At 74.5% G+C, this 18,034-nt stretch carries 14 protein-coding genes; all 14 read left to right on the top strand.

Annotation, left to right across the window (positions count from 1 at the left end; translation table 11 throughout):
• Positions 1 to 94: 94 nt before the first annotated feature.
• The 14 genes from urtB to ACIPWA_RS07130 all read left to right on the top strand — a co-directional run bounded on the left by urtB (position 95) and on the right by ACIPWA_RS07130 (position 18,018).
• Positions 95 to 979 (top strand): urea ABC transporter permease subunit UrtB, encoded by an 885-nt coding sequence (gene urtB / locus ACIPWA_RS07195; RefSeq protein WP_400289149.1) that lies wholly within the window; start codon positions 95 to 97, stop codon positions 977 to 979.
• The gene (urtC, locus tag ACIPWA_RS07190) at positions 976 to 2,100 is read left to right on the top strand and encodes an urea ABC transporter permease subunit UrtC (RefSeq protein WP_400289147.1); all 1,125 of its coding nucleotides are present in this window, start codon (positions 976 to 978) and stop codon (positions 2,098 to 2,100) included. Before urtB ends, urtC begins: the two co-directional genes overlap by 4 nt.
• Positions 2,097 to 3,179 carry an urea ABC transporter ATP-binding protein UrtD gene (gene urtD / locus ACIPWA_RS07185; protein WP_400289144.1) on the top strand — a complete coding sequence of 361 codons (1,083 nt, stop codon included), beginning with the start codon at positions 2,097 to 2,099 and terminating at the stop codon, positions 3,177 to 3,179. The genes urtC and urtD overlap by 4 nt, the downstream gene beginning before the upstream one ends.
• Positions 3,179 to 3,871 (top strand): urea ABC transporter ATP-binding subunit UrtE, encoded by a 693-nt coding sequence (gene urtE / locus ACIPWA_RS07180; RefSeq protein WP_400289142.1) that lies wholly within the window; start codon positions 3,179 to 3,181, stop codon positions 3,869 to 3,871. Before urtD ends, urtE begins: the two co-directional genes overlap by 1 nt.
• A gap of 52 nt (positions 3,872 to 3,923) precedes the next feature.
• Positions 3,924 to 4,625, top strand: coding sequence for a GntR family transcriptional regulator (locus tag ACIPWA_RS07175; protein WP_400289140.1), 702 nt, complete (start codon positions 3,924 to 3,926; stop codon positions 4,623 to 4,625).
• 186 nt (positions 4,626 to 4,811) lie between these two features.
• Positions 4,812 to 8,462 carry an urea carboxylase gene (uca, locus tag ACIPWA_RS07170; RefSeq protein WP_400289138.1) on the top strand — a complete coding sequence of 1,217 codons (3,651 nt, stop codon included), beginning with the start codon at positions 4,812 to 4,814 and terminating at the stop codon, positions 8,460 to 8,462.
• Between the two features lie 81 nt (positions 8,463 to 8,543).
• Entirely contained in the window at positions 8,544 to 10,436 is a 1,893-nt protein-coding gene (atzF, locus tag ACIPWA_RS07165) for an allophanate hydrolase (protein ID WP_400289136.1), read from the top strand.
• A gap of 258 nt (positions 10,437 to 10,694) precedes the next feature.
• Positions 10,695 to 11,354, top strand: coding sequence for an isochorismatase family protein (locus ACIPWA_RS07160; protein ID WP_068627583.1), 660 nt, complete (start codon positions 10,695 to 10,697; stop codon positions 11,352 to 11,354).
• A complete protein-coding gene (locus ACIPWA_RS07155; protein WP_400289133.1) occupies positions 11,351 to 12,184 on the top strand; it encodes an SDR family oxidoreductase in 834 nt (277 codons plus the stop codon). Before ACIPWA_RS07160 ends, ACIPWA_RS07155 begins: the two co-directional genes overlap by 4 nt.
• 108 nt (positions 12,185 to 12,292) lie before the next feature.
• Positions 12,293 to 13,609 (top strand): isochorismate synthase, encoded by a 1,317-nt coding sequence (locus ACIPWA_RS07150; protein ID WP_400289131.1) that lies wholly within the window; start codon positions 12,293 to 12,295, stop codon positions 13,607 to 13,609.
• Complete coding sequence (locus ACIPWA_RS07145) at positions 13,606 to 15,369, top strand: (2,3-dihydroxybenzoyl)adenylate synthase (protein ID WP_400289129.1); 1,764 nt, start codon at positions 13,606 to 13,608, stop codon at positions 15,367 to 15,369. Before ACIPWA_RS07150 ends, ACIPWA_RS07145 begins: the two co-directional genes overlap by 4 nt.
• Entirely contained in the window at positions 15,366 to 16,871 is a 1,506-nt protein-coding gene (locus ACIPWA_RS07140) for a lysine N(6)-hydroxylase/L-ornithine N(5)-oxygenase family protein (protein ID WP_400289127.1), read from the top strand. The genes ACIPWA_RS07145 and ACIPWA_RS07140 overlap by 4 nt, the downstream gene beginning before the upstream one ends.
• Positions 16,868 to 17,761, top strand: coding sequence for an ABC transporter ATP-binding protein (locus tag ACIPWA_RS07135; protein ID WP_400289124.1), 894 nt, complete (start codon positions 16,868 to 16,870; stop codon positions 17,759 to 17,761). The genes ACIPWA_RS07140 and ACIPWA_RS07135 overlap by 4 nt, the downstream gene beginning before the upstream one ends.
• Complete coding sequence (locus tag ACIPWA_RS07130) at positions 17,758 to 18,018, top strand: phosphopantetheine-binding protein (RefSeq protein ID WP_400289121.1); 261 nt, start codon at positions 17,758 to 17,760, stop codon at positions 18,016 to 18,018. The genes ACIPWA_RS07135 and ACIPWA_RS07130 overlap by 4 nt, the downstream gene beginning before the upstream one ends.
• The last annotated feature ends 16 nt before the right edge of the window (positions 18,019 to 18,034 follow it).

Genomic DNA, 18,034 nt, shown 5'->3' with positions numbered 1-18,034 from the left:
TGGGCCCGACGGCGGAACGCACGCTCCGCCGTCGGGCCCACCGGGGGCGCGGCGCCCCCGTCCCGCACGCACCCCACCGGAAGGCTGACCGCCCATGGACGTGCTGTTCTCACAGCTCTTCGCCGGGCTGAGCCTCGGCTCGGTCCTGCTCCTGGCCGCCCTCGGCCTCGCCCTGACGTTCGGCCAGATGGGCGTCATCAACATGGCCCACGGCGAGCTCATGATGGCCGGCGCCTACACCGCGTTCGTCGTCCAGGGCATCGTCTCGGACGCGGGACTGTCGCTCCTCGTGTCGCTGCCGGTCGGCTTCCTGGTCGGCGGGCTCCTGGGACTCCTCCTCGAGGTGACCCTGATCTCGCGCATGTACCGGCGCCCGCTCGACACCCTCCTCGTGACGTGGGGGGTCGCGCTCGTGCTGCAGCAGGTCGCGCGCGACGTGTTCGGCGCGCCCAACGTGGACGTCCGCGCCCCGTCCTGGCTGAGCGGCGCCGTCGAGATCTTCGGCGTCGGGGTGCCCAGGACGCGTGTGTTCATCCTCGTGCTCGCGCTCGTCTGCGTGGGCGTCCTGGCGCTGGTCCTGCGGACGACGCCCCTGGGGCGCCGTATCCGCGCCGTGGTGCAGAATCGCGACCTCGCCGAGGCGTCGGGCATCTCGACGCGCCGCACCGACCGCCTGACGTTCTTCATCGGCTCGGGCGTCGCGGGGGTCGCGGGCGTCGCGCTCACGCTGCTCGGCTCGATCGGCCCGACGCTCGGCACCAACTACATCGTCGACGCGTTCCTCGTGGTCGTCGCGGGCGGGATCGGCCAGATCAAGGGCACCGTGATCGCCGCGTTCGGCCTCGGGATCCTCCAGGCGACTTTCGAGTACTCGACCACGGCGAGCGTCGCCAAGGTCCTCGTGTTCGTCGTGATCGTCCTCTTCCTCCAGGTCCGCCCCCAAGGACTGGTCACCGTCCGGACGAGGAGCCTCGCATGACCTTCCTCCAGCGTCTCCTCACCAACCCCCGCAGCCGGGTCCTCCTGGGCTTCGCGCTCGCCGCGGTCCTGCTGTTCGCGGTCGCCCCGGCGACCATGTCCACGTTCCGGCTCAACCTGCTCGCCAAGTTCCTGTGTCTCGCGATGGTCGCGGTCGGGATCGGTCTCGCCTGGGGCCGGGGCGGGATGCTGACGCTCGGCCAGGGCGTCTTCTTCGGTCTCGGCGCGTACATCATGGCCATGCACCTCAAGCTGGCCGACGCGGGCCCGGGCGGGGTGCCCGACTTCATGATGCTCTACGGGTCGGGCGTCGTCCCGGCCTGGTGGGAGCCGCTGCGCAACCCCGTGCTCGCGGTGCTCCTGGTCGTGCTCGTCCCCACGGCTCTCGCGGTGGTGCTGGGGCTCGCGATGTTCCGTCGGCGCGTGCGGGGGGCGTACTTCGCGATCCTCAGCCAGGCGCTCGCAGCCGCGTTCGCGATCCTCCTGGTGGGGCAGCAGGCGACGACGGGCGGGACCAACGGTCTCAACGGCTTCCGGTCGTTCTTCGGGTTCGACCTGACGGACCCGGTCAACAAGCGCATGCTCTTCTTCATCGCCGCGGGCACGCTGCTCGTGATGGTGGCCGTGGTCCGTCAGCTCATGCTCTCGCGGTTCGGCGAGCTCCTCGTGGCGGTGCGCGACCAGGAGAACCGGGTGCGCTTCCTGGGGTACGACCCCGCGACGATCAAGGTCGTCGCGTACGCGGCCGCCGCGGCCATGGCCGGGATCGGCGGGGCGCTGTTCGTGCCGGTCGTCGGGATCGTCTCGCCCGCCGACGTGGGCGTCGTGCCCTCGATCGGGTTCCTCATCGGCGTCGCGATCGGCGGTCGGGCCACGCTCCTGGGCCCTGTCCTGGGCGCGGTGGCGGTGAGCTGGGCGCAGACCTCGCTCTCCGAGCAGTTCCCGTCGGGCTGGATCTACTTCCAGGGCGCGCTGTTCGTCCTGGTCGTCGCGTTCCTGCCGGGCGGTCTCGCGTCGCTCGTCTCGCGGTGGGCCCGACGCCGGAGCGCGCCGCCCGCGCCCGGCGCACCGCCCGCGGGGCTCGCCCCGGAAGAAGCACCCGTCGTCGGGAGGTCGGCATGACGCAGGAGGAGAACATGGAGACGACCGAGGGTCCGGCCCCGGTGGGCATCGACCTGGCTGCGGCCGACGCGGTCCTGGGGGCCGACGACGAGCGCTTCCGTCACGACTACCTCGAGGTCCGGGGCCTGCACGTCGAGTTCGACGGGTTCGTCGCGGTCCAGAGCGTCGACCTCACGGTCGTCCAGGGCGAGCTGCGCTTCCTCATCGGTCCCAACGGTGCGGGCAAGACGACGATCGTCGACGCGATCACGGGGCTCACACGGGCGAGCGGGTCGGTGCGCTTCGGCGGGACCGAGCTGCTCGGGCGCAAGACGCACAAGATCGCGCGCGCCGGCGTGGGGCGCACGTTCCAGACCGCGAGCGTGTTCGAGGAGCTCACGGTCCTGCAGAACCTCGACATCGCCGCGGGGGCCGGCCGGGGGCCGCTCACGCTGCTGCGGCAGCGCCGGGGCGTGCCCGAGCCGGTCGAGCAGGCCCTCGAGACGATCGGTCTCGCGCACCTGCGCGACACCCGCGCGGGCATCCTCGCGCACGGGCAGAAGCAGTGGCTCGAGATCGGGATGCTCCTGGTCCAGGACGCGCGCCTCCTGCTGCTCGACGAGCCGGTCGCGGGCATGAGCCAGGCCGAGCGCGAGCAGACGGGGCTGCTGCTCCAGCGTGTCGGCGAGCAGCGCACGGTCGTCGTCGTGGAGCACGACATGGAGTTCCTGCGGAGCTTCGCGTCGTCGGTCACTGTGCTGCACATGGGGTCGGTGCTCTCGGAGGGGACGTACGCGCAGGTCCAGGCGGACCCGCGCGTGCAGGAGGTCTACCTCGGTGCGGCAGGGGCCGCGCGCGGTGCCCGACGGCGCCGCTCGCCCGGGGCCGGGACCTCGCCCGGTGCGGAGGTCCCCTCGGGCGGGCCGGCTCTCTCGGGCGAGGCGGCCGCGCCTCTCCGGGCGCCTGCCGACCCGATGCCCGCCAACCCCGACGAGCCGTCGCCGAACGAGGCCCCCGTGGCTCCGGGCACGGCAGCCGTCCAGGCCCCCTCTGCTGGGGCCGACCGCACGGCCGTCGCACCGACGACGAAGGAGAACTGATGCTCGAGATCACCGACCTGCACGTCGGCTACGGACGCACCGAGGTGCTGCACGGGGTGGACATGAGCGTGCCCCCGGACGGGGTGGCCGCGGTCCTGGGGCACAACGGGGCGGGGAAGACCACGCTGCTGCGTGCCGTCGTCGGGCTGCTGAAGGTGCGCACGGGGACCGTGTCCTTCGACGGGACGGACATCACGCGCCTGCCCACGTTCGAGCGTGTCCGTCGCGGGCTCGCCTACGTGCCCCAGGGGCAGCAGGCGTTCGGCGACCTCACGGCCAAGGAGAACCTTCAGCTCGTCGCCGGCACGCGGCGCGACGGGGCCCGGCGCACCGACGAGGCGCTCGACCTCTTCCCCGCGCTGCGGGGGCTGCTCGACCGCCGGGCCGGGCTGCTGTCCGGCGGTCAGCGGCAGCAGCTCGCGATCGCGCGCGCCCTGGTGACCGCACCGCGGCTGCTGATCCTCGACGAGCCGACCGAGGGGATCCAGCCCTCGGTCGTGACCGAGATCGAGGATGCGATCCTCTCGCTCACCGAGGCCGGCGGGCTCTCGGTGCTGCTCGTCGAGCAGCACGTGGGCTTCGCCCTCGGGGCCGCGGAACGCTTCGTGGTCCTCGAGTCCGGCCGGGTGAGCGCCGAGGGCGAGGGCGGCGCGAGCGCCGAGGCCGACGTGCGCGCGATGATGGCAGTGTGATGACGGGTCGGGCGCTGCCTGCACGACCCGACGGCGGAGGGAAGTGGGCCAGATGAGTGGGACGACCGAGGCGGCGGAGGTCGCGCCGACCTCCCTGCGAGAAGCGGTCTACGCGGCCCTGCGGACCGAGATCCTCAACGGGCGCGTCGGGCCGCGCGAGCGGCTCACCGAGCCCAAGCTCAGCAAGCGGTTCGAGGTCTCGCGCACGCCGGTGCGCGAGGCGCTGAGCCGGCTGCTGTCCGACGGCCTGGTCGAGCGGACGGACTTCGGCTACGCCGTGGTGCTGCCGAGCCTCCAGGACCTGCGCGACCTCTACGAGCTGCGGGTCACGCTCGAGCTGCGCGGGGTGTCGAGGATCATCGAGAACGCCGACCTCGCGTACGATCTCCCGGCCGTGCGCGCCGAGCTCGACCGGTGGTACGAGATCCGCAAGGACGTCCCGCCACCGGACCCGGGCTTCGTGATGCTCGACGAGCGGTTCCACACCGCGCTGTCCCGTGCGGCGGGCAACCAGCGGCTGACCGACGCCCTCGTGGTGGTCAACGAGAAGGTGCGTGCCGTGCGCATGTACGACTTCATCGAGCACGAGCGCATCCAGGTCACGGTCGACGAGCACATCGAGATCATGGAGCTCGTCCTGGCCGACGACCTGCTCGCGGCCAGGACCGCGCTGCACAAGCACGTGGGCGAGTCGCTCGAGGTCGTCATGGAGCGGGCCAGCGGGGCCATGTCCCGCATGGCGCTCGCGGGCTGACCGGCCGCGGCCGGTCCGGACGGGTCCTGCCCGACCGGACCGGCCGTCTCGTAACACGCGCTTAACGGCGTGACCGACCCTGCGAAACAGCCGCTTCCTAGCGTGTGAGCACTGGATACCGAGGTGTATACACCCCGGTCCACCTGTGCTCCGGACCGACCGGAGACCGTCCTCACGGGGGTCCTCATGTTCGACACGCTGCTGGTCGCCAACCGGGGCGAGATCGCCGTCCGGATCATCCGGGGGGCGCAGGGCCTCGGTCTGAAGACCGTGGCCGTCTACTCCGACGCCGACCGCGACGCACCGCACGTCCGGCTCGCCGACGCCGCGGTCCACCTGGGGCCCGCTCCCGCCGCGCAGAGCTACCTCGACGTCGAGCGCGTGCTGGGCGCGGCCGCGGAGTCCGGTGCCGGTGCGGTGCACCCCGGCTACGGCTTCCTGTCCGAGAACGCGGCGTTCGCGGCCGCGGTCGAGGCGCGCGGGATGGCTTTCGTCGGGCCGACCCCCGAGCACCTGCGGGTGTTCGGTGACAAGGCCTCGGCCCGGGAGGCCGCCGCGCGCAGCGGGGTCCCGCTCGTCGCCGGCAGCGGAGTGCTCGACGGCGTCGAGGACGCCCTGGCGCAGGCCGGGCGCATCGGGTACCCCGTGATGCTCAAGGCCGTCGGCGGGGGCGGCGGGATCGGGATGCACGCGTGCCACGGGCCCGCCGACCTGACCGACGCCTACCTGCGCGTCGAGCGGCTCGCGGCGTCGAGCTTCGGGTCGGCGGGACTGTTCCTCGAACGGTTCGTCACGCGGGCCCGGCACCTCGAGGTCCAGCTCTTCGGCGACGGGAGGGGCAGGGTCGTGAGCCTCGGCGACCGCGACTGCTCGCTCCAGCGCCGCCACCAGAAGGTCGTCGAGGAGGCCCCGGCGCCAGGGCTCGACGACGCGTTGCGCGAGCGCCTGCACTCCTCGGCGCGCCGCCTCGCGGCCTCGGTGGGCTACCGCTCGGCGGGCACGGTCGAGTACGTGTACGACGTCGAGCGCGAGGAGCTCTCGTTCCTCGAGGTCAACACCCGTCTCCAGGTCGAGCACCCGGTGACGGAGGCCGTCACCGGGGTCGACCTCGTCGCCTGGATGCTCCGCCTCGCGGGCGGCGAGGACGACCTCCTCGACGGCGTGCCCGACGAGGGCCCGACCCGCACGGGGCACGCGGTCGAGGCGCGCGTCTACGCCGAGGACCCGCGCCGGGACTACCGGCCGAGCGCAGGTCTGCTCACGCACGTCACGCTCCCCGAGGACGAGCCGGGCATCCGGGTCGACACCTGGGTCGAGGCCGGCCAGGAGGTCACCTCGCACTACGACCCGCTGCTCGCCAAGGTGATCGGGCACGGGGCGGACCGCGAGGCGGCGCTCGACGCCCTGGCCGCGGCGCTCGCGGGCTCGCGGCTCGTGGGCCTGCAGACCAACCTGCCGCTCCTGCGCAGCGCGCTCGACGACGCCGTGGTGCGCGCGGGTGAGCACACGACCGGGACCCTCGCGTCGGTCGTCGACGACGAGCCGTGGATCGAGGTCCTGGCCCCCGGCGTCATGACGACCGTCCAGGACTGGCCCGGGCGCGTGGGGCACTGGGACGTCGGGATCTCGCCCTCGGGCCCCATGGACGACCTGTCGTTCCGGCTCGGCAACCTGGTGCTGGGGAACGGTGAGGGAGCGCCCGGGCTCGAGTGCACCCTCACGGGGCCGCGGCTGCGCTTCTCGCACGGCGTGACCGTGTGCGTGACGGGGGCCGACGCGCTCGTCACGGTCGACGGGGAGCCCGCGCCCCAGTGGGAGCCCGTGGTCCTCGCCGCAGGCTCCGTGCTCGAGGTCGGGGCCCCGCTCGACGCAGGGCTGCGCACCTACGTCTTGATTGCCGGAGGCCTCGACGTCCCCGACTACCTGGGCTCGGCCTCGACGTTCACGCTCGGCGGGTTCGGCGGGTACACCGGTCGGGCTCTCGTCCTCGGTGACGTGCTGGTCCCGGGGGAGGCCGAGGCGTCGACCGGGGCTGCGGCTCGCGTCGTGCCCGTGGCCGACCGCCCCGTCCTGGGGCACGCGTGGGAGGTCGCGGTCCAGGAGGGGCCCCAGCCGGCGCCCACCTACTTCACGCGGGGCGACATGGAGCTGATCTACGGCACCACCTGGGGCGTCCAGTCCCACGCGAACCGCACAGGGATCCGGCTCACCGGGCCCGCGCCGACCTGGGCGCGCCCCGACGGCGGGGACGCGGGCCTGCACCCGTCGAACCTGCACGACAACCCCTACTCGGTCGGCGCGCTCAACGTCAGCGGCGACACGCCCATCCTGCTCGGCCCCGACGGACCCAGCCTCGGCGGCTTCGCGTGCCCGGTCACGGTCGTGGCGGCTGCCCGCTGGAAGCTCGGTCAGATCCGGCCGGGGGACACCGTCCGGTTCGTGCCGGTGACCCCGGCCGCCGCGGACGAGCTCCGTGGCTCCGACCGGCTGCGTGCGCAGCCGGTCGTCCCGCCCGGGTCCGTCCGGACGACGGGCGACGACGGCGTCCTGGCCACGTCGGGCGTGCGGCGAGGGACGCCGTCGGGAGACCGGCCCGACGTCGTGTACCTGCGCGGAGGCGACGACAACGTGCTCGTGGAGTACGGCGAGCGGACGCTCGACCTGGGCCTGCGGATGCGCGTCCACGCGCTGTCCGAGGCGCTGCTCGCCCTGGGGCTCGCGGGGCTGGTCGACGTGACGCCGGGGGTCCGGAGCCTGCACCTGCACGTCGATCCGGACGTCCTGCCCGTCGGGCGGCTCGTCGGGATCCTGCAGGACCTCGAGGAGGACCTGCCCGCGACCGTGGACCTGCGCGTGCCCAGCCGCCGCATCCACCTGCCGCTGAGCTGGGACGACCCCTCGATCCAGGAGGCCGTCTCCCGGTACGCCGCGGGCGTCCGCCCCGAGGCGCCGTGGCTCCCGTCCAACATCGAGTTCATCCGGCGCATCAACGGCCTGGACACGGTCGAGGACGTGCGACAGGCGGTGTTCGACGCCGAGTACCTGGTGCTGGGCCTCGGCGACGTCTACCTGGGCGCGCCCCTCGCGGTGCCGCTCGACCCGCGCCACCGGCTCGTGACGACCAAGTACAACCCGGCCCGCACGTGGACCCCGTCGGACGCGGTCGGCCTCGGGGGCAAGTACCTGTGCGTGTACGGGATGGAGAGCCCCGGCGGGTACCAGCTCGTCGGGCGGACCGTGCCCATCTGGAGCGGGCGCCGTCAGCGTGGCGTGTTCGAGCAGGGCAAGCCCTGGCTCCTGCGCTTCTTCGACCGGGTCGTGTGGCACCCCGTGAGCCCCGAGGAGCTGCTCGAGCAGCGCGCCGACTTCGCGGCCGGGCGGCTCGACGTCGAGGTCGACGACGAGACGTTCGGCCTCAGCGAGCACCTCGACTTCCTCGCGGAGAACGCGGGGTCGATCGAGGCGTTCACCGCTCGCCAGGACGTCGCCTTCGCCGCCGAGCGCGCGGCCTGGGCGGCCTCGGGCGAGCTCGACCGGGGGAGCGAGGGCGAGGCTCCCGGACCGTCGACGGGGACCGGCGCGGCCGACGGCACGCTCGACGTCGACGTCCCCGACGGCCACCACGTGGTGCACGCCCCCATGGTCGCGAGCGTCTGGCGGCTCGAGGTCGAGGTCGACCAGGTGGTCGAGCAGGGGGACCCGCTGCTCGTGCTCGAGGCCATGAAGCTCGAGCTGCGGGTGACGGCGACGGGCGCCGGTCGCGTCGCCCGCCTCCTGGTCGAGCCCGGGCGGCTCGTCGGACCCGGGACGCCGCTGGTGCTCGTCGCCGACGCGTGAACGCGTCGCGCCCCCTACCTGCCGGCCAGCAGGTCCGGGGCGCCTCCCCAGCCCAGTCCCGCACGAACGACGGAGAGCCGAATGACGACCACGCACGACCACGCGACGACCGACGGGCGAGCGCTCACCCCTGACGGACCGGACGGCCCCGAGGGGCCCGAGGGTCCGGAGGGGCCGGTGACCGGCCGAGCAGCCGGTCACCGAGACGGCCGGGCGGACGGCCCCGCCGCGACGAGGGTCGCCGCGGCCTACGCACGCCTGCGCGAGGTCGACCGGCCCGAGGTGTGGATCACGGTCGTGGACGAGGCCGTGGCGCTCGCCGCCGCCCGCGAGGTCGACCGCCGGGCAGCAGCGGGCGAGGACCTGCCGCTCCACGGCGCGGCGCTCGCGGTCAAGGACAACATCGACGTCGAGGGGCTCCCGACGACCGCCGCGTGCCCGTCGTTCGCCTCGGTGCCGGGCGCGAGCGCGACCGCGGTGCAGCGGCTCGTGGACGCCGGGTGCGTCGTGATCGGCAAGACGAACCTCGACCAGTTCGCGACGGGGCTCGTCGGGACGAGGAGCCCGTACGGCGCGGTCCGGCACGCGTCGCTGCCCGATCGCGTCTCGGGCGGTTCGAGCTCGGGCTCGGCCGTCGCCGTCGCGCTGGGGATCGTCGACGTCGCGCTGGGCACCGACACGGCCGGCTCCGGGCGCGTCCCGGCTGCTCTCCACGGGATCGTGGGCATCAAGTCGACGATCGGGCTCGTGCCCGTCACAGGGGTCGTCCCCGCGTGCCGGAGCTACGACGTCGTCACCACGTTCACGCGCGACGTCCGGCTCGGCGTGACCGCGACCGCGGTCATGGCCGGGCCGGACGGGACGGACCCGACCGTCCGGACGTGGCCCGTGGACGCCCGGGCCGCGCTGCGCGAGCGACCGGTCGTGGGGTTGCCCACGAGCGAGGGCCTCGCGGCGCTCCAGCCCGCATGGCGGGGGGCGTTCGAGAGCGTGCGCGGGCGGCTCGCGGCGATCGGTGCCGAGGTCGTCGAGGTCGACATTCGTCCGATGCTCGACGCCGCGAGGCTCCTCTACGACGGCGCGATCGTCGCGGAGCGGTTCGCCGCGGTCGGTGCGCACATCGAGGCCGGGGGGCCGGGGCTCGACCCGACGGTCGCGGCGATCATCCTGGGCGGCAAGGACATCCCTGCCGCACGGTACGTCCAGGACCGCGAGACGCTCGAGCGCGCACGGGTCGCGACCCTCGCCGCGATGGCGGGGGTCGACCTCCTGGTCCTGCCCACCACGACCGAGCACCCCACGCTCGCGGCGGTCACGGCAGAGCCGGTCGAGATCAACCGCCGCATGGGGACGTTCACGAACTTCGTGAACCTCCTGGACCTTGCGGCGGTCGCGGTCCCCGCGGGCGAGGCCGACGGCGGGCCTTTCGGGATCAGCATCATCTCCCGGGCGTTCGACGACGCGTCGGCGCTCGACCTCGCCGAGCGGTTCGTCGGCGCGGGAGAGGTCGGACTCGCGGCCGGGAGGCGGGGGGACGGCGGGCCACGGTTCGGGCCGCCGGTCCGGCGCCTCGCGGTGTTCGGGGCCCACCTGCGGGGCCAGCCGCTCAACGGACAGCTCCAGGACCTCGGGGCACGCTACGTGGGCCCCACGCGGACGAGCGACGCGTACCGGCTCGTGGCCCTGCCGACGACGCCGCCGAAGCCCGGGCTCGTCCGCGTGGCGCCGGGCGAGGGGGCGCCCGTCGAGGGCGAGGTCTGGGAGGTCACCGACGGGGCCCTCGGACGGTTCTTGGCCGACCTGCCCGCACCCATGACCCTGGGGCAGGTCGACCTGGAGGACGGAGGGTCGGTCGTCGGGTTCGGGTGCTCGCACCGTGCCGCGGAGCAGGGGGTCGACATCACGCACCTGCGGTCGTGGCGGGCGTACCTGGAGCTGAGCGCCTCGGGGAAGGAGGTGCTCGCGCTCGACTGACCCTCGCGAGAAGGGGCGGGCCGTCCGGCGGGGAGACCCGGTCGGGCGGCCCGTCGGTGTTCCCAGCGACACCGGGGGTGGAGACGAAGGACCGGACAGGTCCCCAGAGCGAACGAGATGGCAGATCGTCACGATCTGTCCGTTCCGTGGACACCCCTTTTCGGGCGGGTCGACAGTGTGCTTAGGTCTACCTCAGTGAGGAAAGGTTTACCTAACTCACCCGACAAACCGCTCGATACACCTGGCTCTGGGGGGACCATGGGACTGCCGACGATCGCCGCCTACGACGGCCCGGCACCGCACGAGTACCCGAGCAACCGCGTGACCTGGCAGGTCGACCCTGCTCGCGCGGTGCTCCTCGTCCACGACATGCAGCAGTACTTCGTGGACGCGTTCGACCCGGCGTCGCCCGCCCTGCGGGACGCCGTCGGCAACATCTCCCGGCTCGCCGCGACGGCGCGCGAGCTCGGCATCCCGGTGGTCCTGACCGCTCAGCCGCCCGCGCAGCAGCCCGCCGACCGCGGCCTGCTCACGGACTTCTGGGGCCCGGGCATCCCGGACGACGGCACCGACGTCGTGATCGACGCGCTCGCACCGCAGCCGGGGGACACCCTGCTGACCAAGTGGCGCTACGACGCGTTCGTCCGCACGGGCCTGCGCGACCTCCTGCGCGAGCAGGGGCGAGACCAGCTCGTCGTGACGGGCGTCTACGCCCACATCGGCTGCCTCGTCACGGCGTGCGACGCGTTCATGCACGACGTCCAGCCGTTCCTCGTCGGAGACGCCGTCGCGGACTTCTCGCTCGCGCACCACCGCCAGGCCCTCGCCTGGGCCGCGGACCGGTGTGCGGTCGTGGCGACGACCGACGACGTGCTGACGCACCTCGGGGCACGCGTCCCCGCGGTGGCGGGGGCATGAGCACGCGCGTCGTCCTCGTGACCGGTGCCGCGGGCGGCATCGGGGCCGCGGTCGTGCACGCCTTCGCCGCCGAGGGCTACGTCGTCGTGGCGGCAGACCTCGACCGCCCGACCGTTCCTGCGCACACGACCGTGCCCCCGCACGGCGGCACCGCCCCCGTCACGGCCGCCGCGCCGAGCACCCCGGGCACCGTCGTCCCGGTGCGCCTCGACGTGACCGACGAGCAGGACGTGGCTCGTCTCGTCCACTGGGTCGAGGACGAGGTCGGCCCGCTCGAGGTCCTCGTCAACGCCGCGGGCGTCCTGCGCCCGGGGGTCGTGACCGAGTCCTCGCTCGCGGACTGGCAGCGCATGCTCGCGGTCAACGCGACGGGCGTCTACCTGGTCTCGCGCGAGGTCGCCCGACGCCTGTCCTCCCGTCGGCGCGGCGCGATCGTCACGGTCGCCTCGAACGCCGCGGGCGTCCCGCGCGTCGGCATGGCCGCGTACGCGGCCTCGAAGGCCGCGGCGTCGAGCCTGACCCGGTCGCTCGGTCTCGAGCTCGCACCGTTCGGGGTCCGCTGCAACGTGGTCTCGCCGGGCTCGACCCGCACGCCCATGCTCGCGGCGCTCGCCGGGTCCCCGGGGTCCGACGACGTCCCCGTCCTCGACGAGCCGGCCGAGGCCCGCGTCGTGGCCGGCGCGCCGCAGGACTTCCGGCTCGGCATCCCGCTGGGGCGTCTCGCCGAGGTGCAGGACGTGGCCGCCGCGGTCGTCTTCCTCGCCTCGGACGCGGCCCGGCACATCACGGTGCACGAGCTCGTCGTCGACGGCGGCGCCACGCTCCGCTGACCGCCGGCACCACCCACCCCCCCGCGTCACCGCACGACCTCTCGCACGTCACCCTGCGGACGACCGCGCAGGTCTTCATGCACCCATCGACACCGACGAGGACGCCTCATGACCGGCTTCACCGTGCTCGACGACCCGGCACCTCCCACGAAGATGCCCGCGGTCGCTCTCGACCCGGCGCACGCACGCCGCCCGCGCCGCACCGCAGAAACCCCAGGAACTCCGGGCGCCCCGGACTTCGCGGCCCCCACCGGGACGCCCGACGACGGAGCCTCGCCCGGCCACGCCGAGTTCCGTTTCGCGTCGCCCCGGACGGGCCTCGTCGCGCACGGCGTCCGTGCGCGGCTCGACGTGCCCTCGTGGGACGGTCCGGCCGTCGCGGGCGCGGCGCACGAGCTGCTGGCCCGCGCGGCCGGGGCCCGGTGGGCCGGCGAGCCCGCGCCGATCCTCGTGGGGGCCATCCCGTTCGACCCCTCGCGCCCCGCGCACCTCGTGGTGCCGGCGCACCAGTCGTGGCACCCCGTGGTCTCCAGCGGTGCACCGGCAGACACCACCGAAGAGGGCCCGCTACCCGTCGCCCGGCCCGAGCACGCGCTGCCCGGACGCGACGACGCGGTCTTCCGCGCCGCCGTCGGGCGGGCCGTGTCCCGGCTCGAGGACGGCGCGGCCGAGAAGGTCGTCCTGGCGCGCACGCTCGACGTGTCCGCCGCCGAGCCGCTCGACCGCGGCGCGGTGCGCGCGGCCGTGCGCCGGGCCAACCCGGACGCGTACGTGTTCGACGTCGAGCTGCCCGGCGACCAGGGGCACCTGGTCGGGGCGAGTCCCGAGCTCCTGGTCTCGGTGCGCGACGGCGTGCTCCACAGCCACCCGCTCGCGGGCTCGGCCCCGCGCTCGGCCGACCCCGACGAGGACCGTGCGACCGCCCAGCGGCTCCTGGCCTCGGAGAAGGACCTGCGCGAGCACGCGTTCGTGACCGACGCGATCCGCGAGGTGCTGCGCGCGTACGTCGACCGCGAGGAGGACCTGGACGTGCCCGCGACCCCGGAGCTCGTCGCGACCTCGCACCTGTGGCACCTGGGCACGCCCGTCACGGCCCGCCTGACGCCCGGGACCTCGGTGCTCGACGTCGTGTACGCGCTGCACCCCACGCCCGCGGTCTGCGGCCACCCGCAGGACGCCGCGCGCGAGCTCATCGGTTCCCTCGAACCGTTCGACCGCGGCTTCTACACGGGACTCGTGGGCTGGGCCGACCAGGCCGGGAACGGTGAGTGGGCGATCGTGCTGCGCTGCGGCGTGGTGCGCGGCGCCGAAGTGCGGCTGTTCGCGGGGGCGGGCGTCGTCGTCGGGTCCACGCCCGAGGGCGAGCACGCCGAGACCGCGGTGAAGTTCTCGACGCTGCTGTCCGCCCTCGGCGGTGTCTCGTGAGCGCAGTCCCCGCACGGCAGCCCACGCGTCCGGCGCCTTTGCTGCTCGACGGCGTGGTCCCGGTGCCGACCGAGACGGCCGACCGCTACCGCGCGGCCGGGTACTGGACCGACCAGACGCTCGGCTCGCTCGTGCGCGAGGCCGCGGCCACGTGGCCCGACGCGACGGCGCTCGTCGACGCCGCGGGCGTCGAGGGGACCCATTCCCTCACGTACGCCGACCTCGACCGCGCGGCCGACGAGCTCGCGCACGGGTTCGCCGCGCTGGGCCTGCGCCGGGGCGACCGCGTGGTGGTCCAGCTCCCGAGCGCGTGCGAGCTCGTCGAGGTGCTCGTCGCGCTGGGCCGGGCGGGGATCGTGCCCGTCCTCGCGCTGCCCGCCCACCGCCGTACCGAGGTCGAGTACTTCGCGGCCCACACGGGCGCCGTGGCGCTCGTGTCCGCGGGCGTCGAGCAGGGCTTCGACCACGCTGCCCTGGCCCGCGAGGTCGGCGCCGCCGTCGGGTCGGTGCGGCACGTCGTGGTGGCGGGCGGCTCTCCGGCCGCGCAGGACCTGTCGGGGCACGACGAGCGGGGTGACGTCGCGGTGCACTCCCTCGACGACGTGCGCCGCGCGGACCTCGCAGCGGCCCACGGCCCGTTCGAGGACGCCGCCCACCCGTCCGACGTCGTGCTCCTCCAGCTCTCGGGCGGGACCACGGGCACGCCCAAGCTCATCCCGCGCACGCACGCCGACTACCTTTACTCGGTGCGCGAGAGCGCGCGGATCTGCGGTCTCGGGCCGGACTCGGCCTATCTCGCGGCGCTCCCCGTCGCGCACAACTACGGCCTCACGTCACCCGGCGTCCTGGGCGTGCTGCACGCGGGCGGGACCGTCGTCCTGTCCCCGCACGGCGCGCCCGACGTCGCGTTCGCCCTGATCGAGCGGCACAGGGTCACGCACGTGGCGCTCGTGCCGCCGCTCGCGCACGTCTGGGCGGCCTCGCCGCTCGCCGCGGCGCACGACCTCTCCTCGCTCCAGGTCCTCCAGGTCGGCGGAGCCAAGCTCGGGACGAGCGCGGCCGAACGCCTGATCGAGGTGTTCGGGGACACGCTCCAGCAGGTCTTCGGCATGGCCGAGGGGCTCGTCTGCTACACCCGGGCGGGCGACCCGCGCGAGGTCGTCGTCGGGACGCAGGGGCGGCCCGTCTCCCCGGCCGACGAGGTCCTCGTCGTGGACGACGACGACCACCCGGTGCCGCCCGGTGAGCCCGGGCACCTGCTGACCCGCGGTCCGTACACGATCCGCGGCTACTACCGGGCCCCCGAGCACGACGCCCGCTCGTTCACGGCCGACGGCTTCTACCGCACGGGCGACCTCGTGACGCGCGACGCCGACGGCTACCTCACGGTCGTGGGTCGGGCCAAGGAGCAGATCAACCGTGGGGGAGAGAAGATCGCGCCCGCCGAGGTCGAGAACCACCTGCGCGCCCACCCCGGCGTGCTCGACGCGAGCGTCGTCGGCGAGCCCGACGAGTACCTGGGCGAGCGCGCGGTCGCGCGCGTCGTGGCGCGCCCCGGGGCGGTCGCGCCGACCGGTCCCGTGCTGCGCCGCTTCCTGCGCGAGCGGGGTATCGCCGCGTACAAGATCCCCGACCGCTTCGAGACCGTCGAGGCGCTCGCCACCACCGCGGTCGGCAAGGTCGACCGTGCCCACCCGGCCGCCGTGCCCGCGGCACCTGCCGACCCCGAACCCCGCACCCAGCCGTGGAGCCCGCGATGAGCAACCCTTCCCGCACGCAGGACCCCCGCCGCCCCGGCCACGAGGTCGACGTCGACCTCCTGGGCCTCGGCTTCGGCCCCTCCAACATGGCGCTCGCGATCGCGGTCGAGGAGCACAACGCCGTGGCCGACGAGCCGCTGCGCGCGGTCTTCCACGAGCGCCAGGCGACCTCGCGCTGGCACCACGGGATGCTCTTCGAGGGCGCCCACATGCAGGTGGCGTTCGCCAAGGACCTCGTGACCCTGCGCAACCCCACGAGCGACTACTCGTTCCTCGCGTTCCTGCACGAGCAGGAGCGGCTCGTCGACTTCCTCAACCGGGGCAGCCTCACGCCCCTGCGCGTCGAGTTCGCCGCGTACCTGCGGTGGGCCGCGGCCCGGCTCGCCGGGGTCACGCGCTACGGGTCCACGGTCGAGACGGTGGTCCCGGTGCGCGACGGCGGACGGGTCGTCGCGTTCGACGTCACGGTCGCGGACGCGCAGGGCCGCAGCACGACCAGGGCGCGCGACGTCGTGGTCGCCGCAGGGCTCCAGGCGCGCCTCCCCTCCGGGGTCGTCGAGTCGGACCGCGTGTGGCACAACCAGCGCTACCTCGACCGGGTCGCGCTCGTCGACCACGACGTGCGGCGTGCCGTGGTCGTGGGAGCGGGGCAGAGCGCGGCCGAGATCATGCTCGACCTCTACGACCGGTTCCCCGGGGCCGAGGTCCGCTCGGTGTCGCGGCGCTACGGCTTCTCGCCCTCGGACTCGACGCCCTACGCCAACTCGGTGTTCGACCCGGGGGCGGTCGACGTCTTCTACGACGCCCCGCCCGCGGGCCGCGCCCAGCTCATGGCGCACCACCGCAACACCAACTACTCGGTCGTGGCCGAGGAGACCATCCGCGCGCTGCACGAGCACGAGTACCGCGACCGGTGGCTCGGCCGTGACCGCCTGCACTGGCACCGCTGCACCGAGGTGCTCGACGTGCGCGACCCGTCGGACGGTCCGGTCGCCCTCACGCTCGCCGAGAACCTCACGGGGACCACGGCAGTCCTGGACGCCGACCTCGTGGTGCTCGCGACGGGCTACCGCCCGCTGGATCCCACGACGCTGCTCGGCGGCTCGCGGGACGACGACGGGTCCCGCGCCGAGCCGTCGCCGGGTGCCGCGGGCTCCGGCCGGGAGGCCGCAGGACTCCTGGGCCGCGACGCCGACGGCGCCCTGGACCTGCACCGCGACCACCGCGTGCGCCTGACCGAGCCCGCCGACGCGGGCCTCTACCTCGTGGGACAGTCCGAGCACTCGCACGGGCTCTCCTCGACGCTGCTCTCGACGCTCGGCGTCCGCGCCGGCGAGGTGCTCGCCTCGGTGCTCGCGCGCCGCGACGGCTCGGACGACGCGCCCACCCTGCCCGACGGCGCCGCCGCCCAGGCGCCCGTCACCTCGGGCGAGGCGGCCGACGCGGGCCGCGCGACGTCGTCGGACCCTGCGGGCACCGCGTTCCCCGTGGCCGCGCGATGAGCCTCACCACCGCCGGCCTGCGTGTCGGCTACGGCCGGCGCGACGTGCTCCAGGGCGTCGACCTCGAGATCCTCGAGGGCGAGCTGACCGTGATCGTCGGGCCCAACGGCTGTGGCAAGTCGACCCTCCTGCTCGCGCTCGCGCGCATCCTGCGGCCCAGCGCCGGGACGGTCGAGCTCGACGGGCGCGTGGTCACCTCGATGCCGCCGCGCGAGGTCGCGCGCCGGCTCGCGTTCCTGCCGCAGGCCCCGCTCGGGCCCGACGGCATCCGCGTGCGCGACCTGGTCGCGCGCGGCCGGCACCCGCACCAGGGCTTCCTGCGGGCGCTCTCGGCCGAGGACCACCGCGTGATCGACGAGGTGCTGCTCGCGACCGACACGCTCGACCTGTCGACCCGCCGCGTGAGCGAGCTGTCGGGCGGGCAGCGCCAGCGCGTGTGGATCGCCATGGCGCTCGCGCAGGAGACGTCGCTGCTGCTGCTCGACGAGCCCACGACGTTCCTGGACGTCGCGCACCAGATCGACGTGCTCGACACGTGCGCGCGCCTGCACCACGAGGGCCGCACCGTCGTGGCCGTGCTGCACGACCTCAACCTCGCGGTCCGGTACGCCACGCACCTCGTCCTCATGAAGGACGGCGCGGTCGTGGCCCAGGGGCGTCCCCAGGAGGTGCTGACCACCGACCTCGTCGAGCAGGTGTTCGGGATCCGCGCCCACCTCGTCGCGGACCCCGAGGGCTGGCCGCTCGTGGTCCCCGTCCGCTCGGACGTCCTGGCCCGGCGGGCCGGGGCGAGCCCGTCGGCCACGCGTGCCACGCCGGCCGTCCCGGCCAAACAGGCCACCCCGACCACCCCGACCACCCCGACCCCCTCGACCGAAGGACCCGTATGACCGCCACCACCCGCCCCTCGGTCCCCACGCGCGAGCAGGCGCTCGCGGACCTCGTCGACGTCCTGGGCGTGGGCGGCTCGGCCGCCCACGAGATCGGGCTCGACGACGACCTGACCGACCACGGCCTCGACTCGGTGCGGCTCATGGCGCTGCTCGAGCGCTGGCGCGCGGCGGGCTGGCCCGTCGAGTTCGCCCAGGTCGCGGTCGAGCCCACGCTGCGCGGCGCACTGCGCGCGCTGGGCGTGCCGACCCCCTGATCTGCGGGCCCGCGCC

This window comes from Oerskovia enterophila, from assembly GCF_044748475.1.
GTDB classification, from domain to species: Bacteria; Actinomycetota; Actinomycetes; order Actinomycetales; family Cellulomonadaceae; genus Oerskovia; species Oerskovia enterophila.
Note: the sequence above shows the minus strand (reverse complement) of the source record. Positions and strands in the feature narration are given on the sequence as shown.